This window comes from Bradyrhizobium canariense, assembly GCF_018130465.1.
GTDB classification, from domain to species: domain Bacteria; phylum Pseudomonadota; class Alphaproteobacteria; order Rhizobiales; family Xanthobacteraceae; genus Bradyrhizobium; species Bradyrhizobium canariense_C.
Map to the genome: position 1 here is coordinate 276,711 of NZ_JAFCKJ010000010.1, position 13,981 is coordinate 290,691.

The 13,981-nt window shown below is 63.2% G+C and carries 7 protein-coding genes; 1 reads left to right on the forward strand and 6 read right to left on the reverse strand.

Annotated features, from left to right (window positions below):
* Window positions 1-5: 5 nt before the first annotated feature.
* Entirely contained in the window at window positions 6-6,338 is a 6,333-nt protein-coding gene (locus JQ591_RS25355) for an AAA family ATPase (RefSeq protein WP_249137643.1), read from the forward strand.
* Between the two features lie 58 nt (window positions 6,339-6,396).
* Here JQ591_RS25355 and JQ591_RS25360 read toward each other — a convergent pair whose 3' ends face one another.
* From JQ591_RS25360 to JQ591_RS25385, 6 genes are all read right to left on the reverse strand, one after another.
* Window positions 6,397-7,941, reverse strand: coding sequence for an alpha-N-arabinofuranosidase (locus JQ591_RS25360; RefSeq protein ID WP_211398712.1), 1,545 nt, complete (start codon window positions 7,939-7,941; stop codon window positions 6,397-6,399).
* Complete coding sequence (locus JQ591_RS25365; RefSeq protein ID WP_211398714.1) at window positions 7,938-8,810, reverse strand: ABC transporter ATP-binding protein; 873 nt, start codon at window positions 8,808-8,810, stop codon at window positions 7,938-7,940. Before JQ591_RS25365 ends, JQ591_RS25360 begins: the two co-directional genes overlap by 4 nt.
* Window positions 8,807-9,835, reverse strand: a complete 1,029-nt coding sequence (locus tag JQ591_RS25370; protein WP_211398745.1) for an ABC transporter ATP-binding protein — start codon at window positions 9,833-9,835, stop codon at window positions 8,807-8,809. The genes JQ591_RS25365 and JQ591_RS25370 overlap by 4 nt, the downstream gene beginning before the upstream one ends.
* A complete protein-coding gene (locus JQ591_RS25375) occupies window positions 9,835-10,698 on the reverse strand; it encodes an ABC transporter permease (protein ID WP_211398716.1) in 864 nt (287 codons plus the stop codon). Before JQ591_RS25375 ends, JQ591_RS25370 begins: the two co-directional genes overlap by 1 nt.
* Complete coding sequence (locus JQ591_RS25380) at window positions 10,698-11,702, reverse strand: ABC transporter permease (protein ID WP_211398717.1); 1,005 nt, start codon at window positions 11,700-11,702, stop codon at window positions 10,698-10,700. Before JQ591_RS25380 ends, JQ591_RS25375 begins: the two co-directional genes overlap by 1 nt.
* Window positions 11,703-11,773: 71 nt before the next feature.
* Complete coding sequence (locus tag JQ591_RS25385) at window positions 11,774-13,675, reverse strand: ABC transporter substrate-binding protein (RefSeq protein ID WP_211398746.1); 1,902 nt, start codon at window positions 13,673-13,675, stop codon at window positions 11,774-11,776.
* Between the last annotated feature and the right edge of the window lie 306 nt (window positions 13,676-13,981).

Consider the following 13,981-nt stretch of genomic DNA (forward strand, 5'->3'; position numbering starts at 1 on the left):
GCGCCTTGCCGCATCAGGGCAGCTCTAAGGAGGACGAACCGGAGTACCGGACGAGCCCGCTCGGCTCGGACCTGGGCTCGACCGCGACATGGTCTACCGACATGAACCTTTCATCGTTTATGGGCGCTGGCTGGACCCACGGTCCGCAGGTACTCTGCGACGAGGAAGGCGTCCTCCTGTGCCGAACCTCCCGCGAACGCATCGACGGAGAGCGACAGGTTGTGCTGGCCGTCGTCCCGGCGGCGGAGCATCCAACCCCGCAAAGTCTTGATCGGCTGGCGCACGAATTTGCGCTGAAGGACGAATTGGACAGCGCCTGGGCTGCCAAGCCGCTTGAGCTTGTCCACGATCGCAGCCGCACCATCCTTGTCCTCGAGGATCTCGGCGGCGAGCCCCTCACCTGGCTGGTACACACGCCCATGGAGACGGGGAGCTTCCTGCGCCTTGCGGCCCAGATCGCTGCGGCTCTGAGCAAGGTCCACCAGCGCGGTCTGATCCACAAGGACATCAAACCAGCGAATATCCTGGTGAACCGCAGCAACGGCAGCGTCCGCTTCACCGGCTTCGGCTTTGCCTCGCGGCGGCCGCGCGAACGGCAGTCCTTGGCCGCGCCCGAGTCGATCGCCGGCACATTCGCTTACATGTCACCCGAGCAGACCGGCCGGATGAACCGCTCGATCGATTCCCGAAGCGACCTGTACTCCCTCGGCGTCACGCTTTACCAGATGGCCACTGGCTCGCTTCCATTCGCAGCGTCCGATCCGATGGAGTGGGTGCACTGCCACGTCGCAAGAGAGGCGGAGCCGCCGAGCAAGCGATCCGGCAACGTCCCCGCTGCGGTTTCCGGGCTGATCATGAAGCTGCTCTCCAAGATGGCCGAGGAGCGCTACCAGACTGCGGCCGGCGCCGAGAGGGATCTGCAGCACTGTCTTGCGGAGTGGGAACTTCGGCACCGCATCGACGACTTCCCGCTGGGACAGCACGACACGCCTGACCGGCTGCTCGTTCCCGAGAAGCTGTACGGACGAACGCGCGAACGCGAGACTTTGCTTGCTTCGTTCGAGCGCATCGTCAAGAGCGGCGTGCCGGAATTGGCGCTGGTCTCGGGATATTCGGGAATTGGCAAATCATCTGTCGTCAACGAGCTCCATAAGGTGCTGGTGCCCTCACGAGGGCTGTTTGCATCGGGCAAATTCGACCAGCACAAGCGCGACGTCCCGTACGCGACGCTCGCCAAGGCATTCCAGACCCTCGTTCGGCCCCTTCTGGGCAAGCCCGAGACCGAGCTGAGCCAATGGCGCCTTGATCTGCTGAGCGCGCTCGGTCCCAACGGGCAGCTCGTCGTCGACCTGATCCCGGACCTGAAGGCGATCATCGGCGAACAACCGCCTGTCCCTGAGCTGCCACTCCAGCACGCGCAGAGCCGCTTTCACCGCGTCTTCGAGCAATTCATCGGGCTGTTTGCCAGACCCGAACATCCGCTGGTGCTGTTTCTCGATGATCTGCAATGGCTCGATATGGCGACGTTCGAACTGCTCGAGGATCTCTCGACCAGGTCGAATCTGAAGCATCTGATGCTGATCGGCGCGTATCGTGACAATGAGGTGGACTCCACTCATCCGGTCGTGCGCATGCGCGAGGCCATCAAGGCACGGGGCGGACGGGTCGTCGAGATCCGGCTTGCGCCGCTCGGCCGCAGACATCTCGGCCAGTTGCTTGCAGACGCGCTTCGCTGCGAACCGAGGCGTGCTGCGCCGCTGGTGCAGCTCGTGAACGATAAAACGGGTGGCAATCCGTTCTTTGCCATCCAGTTCATGTTTTCGCTGGTCGACGAAGGACTGATCGCGTTCGACCATGATGCGGCGCACTGGTCCTGGGATCTCGATCGCATCCACGCCAAGCGATACACCGACAACGTCATCGACCTCATGCTCGGAAAGCTCACGCGGCTGCCCGTGGCAACGCGCACTGCCCTGCAGCAGATGGCCTGTCTCGGAAATGTTGCCGAGGTCGCCGTGCTCTCTATCGTCCTTGGCACGTCGAGTGAGCAGGTCCATGCGGACCTGTGGCCCGCCGTCCGCCAGGAATTCGTAGAACCCCAGGCCGACGCCTATCGGTTCGTCCATGACCGATTCCAGGAGGCGGCCTACGCGCTGATACCGGAGGAAGAACGCGCCTCGGCCCATCTGCGTATCGGCCGACTGTTCGCGGCGCGAACCTCGCCGGAAGCGGTCGAGGAAAACGTTTTCGAGATCGTGAGCCAACTCAACCGCGGCGAGGCCTTGATCACCGCGGCGGAGGAGCGGGTGAAGCTGGCGGAGTTGAACTTGTTGGCCGGCCGGCGCGCCAAGGCGGCGACCGCGTTCGGCATGGCACTCGCTCACTTCGCCCTCGGTGAAGCCATGCTGCCGAAGGATCGCTGGGAGCAGCACTACTCGCTCAGCTTCGCCCTGGCGCTGCAGCGGGCCGAATGCGAGTTCCTTGTCGGTGATCAGGCAACGGCGAAAACGCGCCTTGCCGAACTGGCGAACCAAGCGGCAAATCTGCCCGATCTCGCCGCCGTCACCCGACTTCGGATGGAGCCTGGCGACCGCGACGTCGAGGTTGCTCTCGCCTATTTGCATCGCGTCGGCATCACCTGGTCGGTGCATCCGACACCGGAGGTAGTCCGGCGCGAATATGAGCGGATGTGGCGACAGATCGGTGAGCGCCCGATCGAGGCCCTGCTCGACCTGGCCCAGATGACCGATCCGGTCGCGCGCGGAACCATGGACGTACTCACGGTCCTTGTGTCCCCCGCTTGGTACATCGACGAGAATCTGCGCCGTCTCATCATTGGACGCATGGCCAATCTGAGCATGGAATTCGGCAACTCTGACGCCTCGTGCCTCGCCTACATCGTGCTTGGTACCGTGCTTGGCCCCGACTTTGACGACTATGCCGCCGGCTACCGCTTCGCCCAGCTCGGCCTCGACCTCGTCGAACGACAAGGACTGGATCGGTTCAAGGCTCGCGTCTATCTCGGCTTCGGGAGCTGGACGCGCCATTTGAGGACAGGCCGTCCGTGGCTGCGGCGAGCCTTCGACGCCGCACAGCAGGTCGGCGACATCAACTACGCCAGCTTTACCCGACATCATCTCCTCACGCATCTTCTCGCCTGCGGCGATCCACTCCCGGGTGTGCAGCTGGAGGCCGAGGCCGGCCTCGATTTCGCACGCCGGGCGCGCGTTGATCTGGCGGTCGATCGAATTGCCGGGCAGCTCCAGCTTGTCCGGACGCTGCGCGGTCTCACCGCGAAGTTCGGCTGTTTCGATGACGCCGGATTCAACGAAGCCGAGTTCGAACATCGTCTTGAGGCAGACCCACGCCTGGAACAGGCCGGCTTCTGGTATTGGGTCCGCAAGCTGCAGGCATGTGTTCTTGCCGACGACCCGTGCGCGATCGCCGCGGCGGCGAAGGCCGATCAGCTGCTGTGGACGTCGAAGGCACTCTTCGATCGGGTCGAGTTTCACTACTATGCCGCTCTGGCGCAAGCCTCGTCGGGCGAAACCGCAGCCGACCTCGGGGGAGTCCTGCAGCCCGGCGCCCTGACCGTTCACCATCGCCAGCTTCAGCGATGGGCGGAGATCTGTCCTGAAGATTTTGCCGACCGCGCGGCTCTCATCACCGCGGAGATCGCGCGGCTTGAAGGTCGCGATCTCGACGCGATGCGCCTTTACGATCAAGCCATCGCCTCGGCCCGCGCGAACGGCTTTCCTCAGAATGAGGCGATCGCGAACGAACTTGCAGGGCGCTTCTACGCGACGCGCGGGTTCGAGAAGATCGCGTATGCCTATTTGCACGATGCTCATTATGGATTTCTTCGCTGGGGAGCCGAGGCCAAAGTCAGACAGCTCGAACGTCTCTATCCTCGCCTCCACGTCGCGGAGGACAGCAGTCCCGTCGGCAGGCCGACCGTCCAGCAAATGGACGTCACCACCGTGGTGAAGGCGTCCCAGGCGGTCTCGAGCGAAATCGAATTGCCGAAGCTCATCGAGACACTGATGAAGATCGCGCTGCAGAACGCGGGCGCGGATCGCGGCCTGCTGATCCTGTCGCGTCAGAACGACTTCTGGATCGAGGCCGAGGGCCAGTCGAAGGGCGACGAGTTTGCAGTGGTGACGGAGCGGACTCCCCTCTCCGCGCCCGACTGCCCCGAGGCCTTGGTGCGCTACGTCATTCGTTCGCAAAAGCCTCTCATCATCGACGATGCGACCCGGCCTGATCCGCTTTGCGGCCAAGACTATGTTCATCGCCGGCATCCGAGATCGATCCTCTGCCTGCCGCTCATGAAGCAGGCCAAGCTCACCGGGTTGCTCTATCTCGAAAACACGCTGACGACCCACGCGTTCACGCCCGACCGTGTCGCAGTGCTCGACCTGCTGGCAGCGCAGGCTGCAATTTCACTCGAGAACACCCTCCTCTACCGTGACCTCCAGGAACGTGAGGCCCGGATCCGGCGGCTCGTCGATTCCAACATCATCGGAATACTGTTCTGGGACGGCAACGGCGACATCAGCTACGCCAACGATGCCTTCCTGGGCATGACCGGATACTCCAGCCACGACCTGGTTTCCGGTGCGGTCCGTTGGAGGGACATAACTCCGGCCGAATACCGGGACGAGGACACGCACCGGATCGAACACCTCCGGGCATGGGGTCAGACCGCGCCTCGAGAGAAGGAGTTCATCAGGCAGGACGGCAGCCGCGTTCCAGTCCTGATCGGCTCCGCCTCGATTGCCGGGTCGTCCGATCAATGCATCTCGTTCGTGCTCGATCTCACTGCGCGCAAGCAGGCGGAAGAGAAATACCGCCTGCTGATGGAGCAAGCGCGGGATGCGATCCTGGTGCTCGATCAGAACGGGCTAGTGATCGAAGCAAACCGCACCGCCGAGGCCATGCTCGGGCGGCCCCGGGAGCAGATTGTCGGCGTCCCGTTCCGCTCCGTTCTGGATCCCGCGGGAGCGATCGAATTCGACAGCTTGCTTGCGCCGGGTTCGGCCGGCCTCCTGCAACTGCGTCTGGATGGTCCCGACGCAAGAGGTCTCGACGCGGAGCTGTCCGCCGCTCACGTATCGACCGGCGGCCAAGAGCTGATCATCGTCATCGCGCGCGATATCGCTCACCGCCTGCGCCTCGAGCAGCAGCTTCGCCAATCGCAGAAGATGGATGCGATCGGCCAGCTCACCGGCGGCGTGGCCCATGATTTCAACAACATCCTGACAGTCATCACGGGCACCATACAGATCGTGATCGATGGTCTTGCGGACCAGCCCGAGCTCGTTACCATCGCCCGCATGATCGACGGGGCCGCCACGCGCGGGGCCGATCTGACGATGCAACTGCTGGCGTTCGCCCGCAAACAGCCCCTGCAACCGCGCGACATCGACGTCAACAACCTCATTGTCGATACCGCCAAGCTGCTGCGGCCGACGCTCGGCGAACATGTCGAGATCGGCGCGACGCTGCAAGCCGATGGATGGCACGCCCTGATCGACCCGAGTCAGCTTTCGACCGCCTTGATCAATCTGGCGGTGAACGCCCGTGACGCGATGCCGGGCGGAGGCAAGATAATCTTCGGCACCACGAATGCGAATTTCGACGCGAACAATTCCGGACCGGAGGGGCTTCTCGGCGACTTCGTCCTGGTCACCGTCAGCGACACCGGCACCGGCATTCCGCTCGCGATCCGGGACAAGATCTTCGAGCCCTTCTTCACCACCAAGGAGCTTGGCAAGGGCACGGGCCTCGGATTGAGCATGGTCTACGGCTTCATCAAGCAATCCGGCGGTCATATCAGGATCGACAGTGAGGAAGGGCGCGGAACGACGATCAGTCTGTATCTGCCGCGCTCGGTTCAGGCCGCGGCAGTTTCGCAGGCTGCGCCGAAGAGCGAACTGCAACGCGGGAGCGAGACCATCCTCGTGGTCGAGGATGACGAGTTGGTGCGCAACTACGTCGTGGCGCAGCTCAAGAGCTTCGGCTATCGCACGATCGCCGCCGCCAATGGTCCCGATGCACTCGTTCTGGTGAACCAGGGTGTGGCGTTTGACCTGCTCTTCACCGACGTCGTGATGCCCGGCGGAATGAACGGGCGCGAACTGGCCGAGACCGTCACCCGGCAGCGGCCCGGCGTGCCGGTGCTCTACATGTCCGGGTATCCGGAAGCCGCCATGATGCATGACGGCCGGCTGGACCCCGGCATCACCTTGCTGAGCAAACCCTACCGGCCGGCGGACCTGGCGCGTTCGATTCGTCAGGTTCTCGACTCGCGTGCGCGTCGCGAGGTCCCGAGCTGATTGCCTCGGCGATCGGCGCTCCCTTCTGCCCGCTTTCACAGCGTGCCGCTCCCCTTCCTCAGTTTGCCCGCAGATGGATCACGTTCCACGACGCCGGCTTGAGCGTCGCCTGCAACCGTTCGCCGTCGAAGGTCACCCCCTGCAGCGGCACCGGCTTGATCTCGCCCGGCGCGTCCTTGGAATTCGTTGCCGTGAGATCATCGTGCCGGAGTTCAAGCCGCTCGCCGACCGTGAGCCGGCCGAAACTCCTGGCCGCGACGCTCACCTCCATCTCCTGCTCCAGATCCCGATTGAGCAGGAAGAGCGAGAGGCCGCCGCCGTCTTGCGCAACTGCCGCGATCTTGAGATACGGCACGTTCGGCACCGGAAAGGTCTGCTCCTGGGTACCGCGGGGATCGTAGTAGGATGAATCGTAGGTCTCCGACTCGACCTGCGTGCGCAGAACGCTGCCGCGGCCGAACCGGCTCATATGCGCGAACGGGAAGAAGATGGTCTGGCGCCACGCGCCCCCGCCCGTCTCGGTCATGATCGGTGCGATGACGTTGACGAGTTGCGCAAGGCAGGCGACCTTGACCCGATCGGCGTGATTGAGCAGGGAAATGCAGGCGCCGCCGAAGGCGAGTGCGTCCTCCATCGTATACATCTCCTCGAGGATTGGCGGTGCCACCGGCCAGCCCTCCTTCACCCGATCGGCGCGGCTGCGGCGCGTTCGATACCAGACGTTCCATTCGTCGAAGCTCAACATGAGACGCTTGCTGGAGCGCCGCTTGGCCGCAACCGCATCGGCCAAAGCGACGACCTCGTCGATGAACCTGTCCATCAGGTCGGCGCTCGCGAGAAACGAGGCCGTGTCCTGTCTGTAGTTGTTGAGATAGGTATGGAGCGAAATGTAGTCGACGTGATCGAAGGTGTGCTCGAGGACAGTATCCTCCCACTGGCCGAATGTCGGCATGTTGCGCCCCGACGAACCGCATGCCGCAAGCTCGATGGTCGGATCCACCCATCGCATCATCTTCGCCGTTTCGCTCGCGACCGCGCCATAGGCAGCGGCGCTCTTGTGCTCCATCTGCCAGGGTCCGTCCATTTCGTTGCCGAGGCACCACAGCTTGATGTCGTGCGGCCTATCCCAGCCGTGTGCGCGACGCAGGTCCGACCAGGCCGTTCCGCCCGGATGGTTGCAATATTCGACCAGGTTACGCGCAGCATCGCCGCCGCGGGTGCCGAGATTGACCGCCATCATCGGCTCGACGGCGGCAGCCCCGCACCAGTCCATGAATTCATTAGTGCCGAAGCTGTTCGGTTCCGTGCTGAACCAGGCAAGGTCCAGCCGCACCGGTCGCGTCTTCGGCGGACCAACGCCGTCCTCCCAATTGTATCCTGAGACGAAATTGCCGCCGGGATATCGGATCAGCGTCGGACCGAGCTCCTTCACCAGCGCGAGCACGTCCTTTCGAAAACCCTTCTCGTCCGCGGTCGGATGGCCGGGCTCGTAAATGCCGCCATAGACGCATCGACCCAAATGTTCGACGAACGCACCGAACAGACGAGGATCGGTGTGACCGATGGTGAAGTCGCGGTCGATCAGAACTCTGGCTTTCCTCATGGTCTTCTCTCGGGTGCCCCGGGGCTGATGAGCTCGTTGATGCTGAGAGACGGGTCTGGAGCAGCGTCGGCGACCTCAGGCAATAGCACGGCGTCGCGCAGCTGGCGCGTATAGGGATGCTGCGGCGCCTTCAGCACCGCTCGCGCATCGCCACTTTCGACGACGCGACCTTTTTGCATGATCATGATTCGGTCGCTGATGTAGTAGGCAGTCGCCAGATCATGCGTGACGTAGACGATGGATATCCCAAGATCGTCCCGCAGCCTCCTGAACAGGTTGACGATGGATATGCGCAGCGACGCATCGATCATGGACACCGGCTCATCGGCGACAATCAATTTTGGCTGGGCGAGCATTGCGCGGGCGATTGCGACCCTTTGAAGCTGTCCGCCGGACAGCTCATGCGGGTATCGATCGCGCACCTCCCTCAGCGAGAGGCCGACCTTGTGCAGCGCGTCATCAACCACCGCTTCGGCTGCCGGTTCGCCGGCCGCACCGGAGAACCGGCGCCGCGTCATGAACAGATATCGATCGAGCCGCTTCAGCGGGTTGAAGGATTCGAAGGGATTCTGAAAGATCGGCTGCACCTTGCGCATGAAGGCCATACGACCGGCGCTGCCGCTGATGCCGGCTAGGTCGATGCCGTCGAGCACCAGCTTGCCGCTGGTCGGCGTTTCCAGATTCAGGATCATCCGCGCAAGCGTCGTCTTGCCGCTGCCGGATTCGCCGATGATCGCCAGGATCTCCGGTCGCCGGGCGGCAAGCTGGAAGCTCACCTGGTTCACAGCCGCAATCTTCTGTCTCGACAACAGCCCTCCCCGGACGAAGGACTTGCTGACCTCGGAGATGTCGAGCAGCAGATCGTTCATGCCCGGCCACCCTGGTCGACGGCAAAGCAGGCAACGCGATGCCCGTCGTCGGCCTCCAGCATGGCTGGGACCTCACGCCTGCAGATTTCGGTTGCGAGCGGGCAGCGCGGATGGAAGCGGCATCCGGACGGGGGATCGGCGAGATTTGGCGGGGATCCGCCAAGTCCCTCGCGAGGCGCGTCATCCCCGATGCGCGGAAGGCTGGAAATGAGATGCCTGGTATAAGGGTGCAGCGGCTTCCGGAAAATCCGCGCGGTTGCGGCCTCTTCGACAAGGCGCCCGGCATACATGATGGCGAGGCGATCGGTGACGTGCGCATGCACGCCCATATCATGGGTGACGAACAGGACCGACGAGCCGGTCTCCCGCTGAATGCCACGCATCATGCCGAGCACCTCCTTCTGCACCACCACATCCAGTGCGGTCGTGGGCTCGTCGGCAATGATGAAATCAGGGCGGCAAATCGTTGCGAGGGCAAGCGTGGCGCGTTGACGCATGCCCCCGGACAGCTCATGCGGAAAGGCAGCCAGCACCGAAGCGTCCAGCCTCACGCGCTCCAGATGGGCGATCACCTGCCGCTCAAACTGCTTTCGGCTGCCGCCGATATGCGGATATGCGAAATCGACGAACGCCGATCCGACCCGGCGGACCGGGTTCAGCACGCTCATCGATCCCTGCATGATGTAGGACAGATTCCGCCAGCGGATCCGCGCCACGTCCGCTCGCGGCGCGCGCTGGAGTCCGCCATAGCCGGGCAGGAACGCGAACTCCACGCTGCCGCCCACGATCTCGAGCGGCGGTCTGATCGCGCCTGCAATGCTCTTGATCAGCGTGGTCTTTCCGGAACTGGATTCTCCGGCAAGCCCGTAGACCTCGCCACGGCGAACCGCGAAGCTCACTCCGTCGACGGCCTTGACGCCGCGTCCGACACCGAAAGGGCTGGTCCGGTATTGGGCGTGCAGGTCGCGCACCCGGAGAATTGGCTGCTCCTGGCGCGGAAGCGGCTGCTCGGTGTTGGCGTGCATCACGAGGCCCCTCCGATACCCCAGAGGCGACTTCGCGGATCGATGTAGGCGTTCGCCGATACCGCGAGCAGGAAGAGCCCGATGAACGCCATGATCACCGTGACGGTGGGAAAGGCGATCCACCACCAGATTCCGGCCACCATGGCCGTGTGCTGGTTGGCCCAATAGATCATGCCGCCGATCGTCGGCGTGTTGATGTCGGTAAAGCCGAGCACCGCGAGCGTCACCTCGAGCCCGATCGACCACACCATGTTGTTCATGGTCGTAGAGAACACGACCGGCATGACATAGGGCAGATGCTCCTCGGTCAGGACTTCCCACGTGCTCATCCCGGAGAACAGGCCGGTCTGTGTGAATTCGCGCGCCTTCAGGCTCATGACCACAGAACGGATCAGCCGCGCGTCGTAGGCCCAGCCGAAACAGGCCATGATCAGGGCCAGCATCAGCCAGGAGATGCGGTCGCGCATCATGAAATAGAACAGCACCAGGATCGGCAGCAGGGGAATGACGATGAAGCTATCGTTCACCGACATCAGGGCGCGATCGATCCAGCCTCCCTTGTAGCCGCTGACGAGCCCGACCACGAGCGCGATCAGGCGGCTGACCAGGGCGACAGTGCATCCGAACATCAGCGTGTTCCGGATGGCGAAGCTCAATTGCCAGAACACGTCCTGGCCACGCGATGTCGTGCCGAACCAGTAGACCAGCGATGGCGGCAGATCGGGCGGGACCACATACACGCTCTCCGGCGCATAGGGCGAGAAGCTCGCCAGCACGGACAGCAACAGAACGAAGGCAACCAGCACCGCCCCGATCCGGAATTCGGTGCTGTGGCGCAGCAGGTCGCGCAGGAGCATGGCCATCAGCTGATCTTCACCCGCGGGTCGAGCAGCGGATACAGGAGATCGATGGCGAGCACGCCGATCGACACGCCGAGGATCGAGATGGTGGTGACGCCGAGGACAAGCCCGTAGTCTCCGGCATAGACGGCGTCGACCAGGAGCGAACCAAGACCGGGATAGCCGAACACCTTTTCGGTGATCACGGCGCCGTTGAAGATTCCGCCCAGCGACATGGCGAGCCCCGTCACCTGCGGCACGAGCGCATTGCGCATCACGTAGGATGTCAGGATGCGCCGGGGCCTCACGCCGGCGAGCTCGGCATAGACGACGAAGTCCTCGGCCACGACATGGGACACCAGGGAGCGCATGCCAAGGAACCAGCTGCCCACGCCGATCAGAATCAGCGAGAGCGCGGGCAGGATCGCGTGCTGCAGCACGCTCAGAACGAATTCGGGCGTCAACGTCTGGGGCAGATTCATCGCCGATCCGCCGGAGATCGGAAGCACCGGCCAAAGGAATCCGAACACGATCAGCAACAGCATTGCCAGAATGTAGTACGGGATCGGATGCAGCCCCATCGCGACCACTCCCATCAGCTTCAGACCCTGACTCTGCCGGTAGTAGCCTGCAAGTCCACCGAGCAGGTTTCCAAGCCCCCAGGCGACGATGGTCGAAACCGCAAGGAGTCCCACGGTCCAGGGCAATGCGCGTGCGATGAGGGTTCCGACGGGTGTTGGAAATGCCGACATCGAAGGACCGAAATCGGCGCGCAGGATCCGCTTCCAGAACTGGAGATATTGCTCGACGGGCGTACCGCCGAGACCATAGAGCTCGCGCAAGGAATTGCGCATCTGCTCGATCGCGGCCGGCGCGGTGTTGCCGTAGGAGGTCACCGCCGAGATCGACTGCTCGACGGGATCAATCGGCGAAGCATGGGTAACGACATATGCGATGTTGATGCCGATGAAGACCACGAGCAGAAACTGTCCGAGCCGCCGGCCGACATAGGCGAGATATCCGCTCATGGCAGCACCGGGGGTGCCCGACATCGTTCAGGCAGGTGCGGAAGATACGATCGCGCTTGTGTCATCGCGTTCTAATTGACCGGCTTCAGCCTGACGAACATGTAGCGCGAATTGCCCCAGTTCGGCACCGGGTTGGTGTAGGGATTCTCCGAGGTCGGAAAGCCGGTCCAATAAGTCTGATCCATTGCGGTGAAGACATTGTAGGCCATCAGCGGGATGGTGGGCATCTCCTTCACGGCGAGCTTGACGTAGTCCTTGCCAAGCTCGATCGATTTGGGATCGTCGAAGCCGACCGTCCGGATCTCCTCGACGATCTTGTCGAGGGCCGGGTTGGACCAGCGCTGCCAGTTGCGCAGCGGCTGCGGTTTGCCCGGCTCGGCGACGAACTGCGAATGCCAGCTGTCGAGGAAGTAGGACAGGTCCTGGTGGCCGCCCCAGGTCTCGACGCTCCAGCCGATGAAGGTGTCGAAATCGCCGGCCGCCCGTCGCGTCGGCAGCGTCCCCTGCGCGACGTCGATCCTGGCATCGATGCCCGCCTGCTTCCATAGCTGGACGATCATCGTCCCGGCGCGGGTCATCACCGGCCGCAGGTCGCCTTCCACCATGATGCGGACGCTGAAGGGCTTCCCGTCCGGCGTGATCCACGCACCACCTCGCTTGCTGAAACCGGCCTTCTCGAGCAGCTCCTGCGCTGCCTGTGGATCGGTCTTCCACCAGCCCGTGCCGAAGGCCCTGGCGATGTCCGCAGGCGCCGAGGGAATCTGCTCGCCCATGGATGGCCGCAGCATCTCGGCAATCTGCTTGCCGATCGTCGGGTCATACGGCTTGATCCTGCGCTTGCCGGTATCGATCTCGAATGCCCCAAGCCATTCTTCCATCGGCCCATGATAGGTTGCCGGATGGGCTCCGGTCGGCGGCACCCCGATCGCCGATATGGTGGCGGCGCCGCGATAGGCCGCCATCGCCACGGCCTTGATGTCGATCAACAGCGCCAGCGCCCATCGCACGTCGGGGTTCTTGAAATTCTCGTTCTGGGTATTGAAGATCACGGCGGGAAGCGTCGGATCCGGATGGCCATAGGGAAAGCCCTTGAACCAGGCCCGCGTCGACTTGCTCTGTCTGGCCAGGGCAAACATGCCTTCCGGCGCGATATCGTGGATCACGTCGAGCTCGTGGTTGAGCTGCGCGATCACCCGCTTCTCGGGCGGTCCGGGGTCGACATAAGCGAGATATTTCGGACCCGGCTTGCCGAAGCGCGCAAGCGTGGTGCGCTGCCAATCCTCGCGAAGCTGCCAAATGTACCACTTGCCGTCCGGATCATAGCTGTGCAGGACATAGGCGCTTAGAGAGACCGGCTTGTTGAAGTCGAATTTGGCCGGGTCGTCCACCTTGTCGAACACATGCTTGGGCAGGATCCACACCGCGCCCCAGCGCACGGTGAAATTGGCGTGGAAGCGTGAATTGGGTTTCTTCAGCTTGAAAACGACCGTGTGAGCATCAGGCGCATCAACAGATGCCACGTTGCTCGCCAGCACCGCGCTGAAGCGCATGGCCGGATTCTTGATCTGTGTCGTCACCGTCGCAACGACGTCGTCGGCGGTGAATTCGACGTCGTCGCTCCAGAAGATGCCGCTGCGGAGCTTGACCGTCATTTCGGTGAAGTCGGCGTTGTATTGCGGCTTGTCGGCTGCCAGCGAATTGTCCCAGACGCCGTCAAGGCCGCTCTCGGGATCGATGTACCAGAGCGTGTCGAGCGCGACCTGTTGCAGTCCGTTGGACTGCGATCCGGCATTGATCGCCCAGATGTTGAACCAGCCTGCGTTCTTGACGGTTCCTTCCGGGTTTTCCAGGATCAGCAGGTCCTTCCTCGGAATGTTTTGCGGAAGACCCTGCGCAACGCCCGGCGTCCCCAACAGGACCGGCAGCGAACCGAGCGCGCACGCAACGACCAGCAATGCACGAATGCAGCGCATCATGTCCTCCCGGTGCAACTCTCCTCGACGCGTGTTTTGGCGTGATGCTAGAGGCGCCGGAGTCGACGAACAACAGGAATCTTGAGGCGGGCGGACGCACGGCCGCGTTCTCGCGGCGCGTTTCGCCCGAGTTTTGCTTCGCCGCTCCACCCTCTCAAAGCCAAGAGGGCGCAGGGAAGGCCGGGTGCCGGCTGGCACCCGCGGTCCGCTGCGCAAAAGCACACGCAGAAAAACCGCACAGCAGCATACAGGTGTAGCCTAACACACGGCCTTCCCTGCGCAGTGGTTGGACGGCTTATGCCGTGC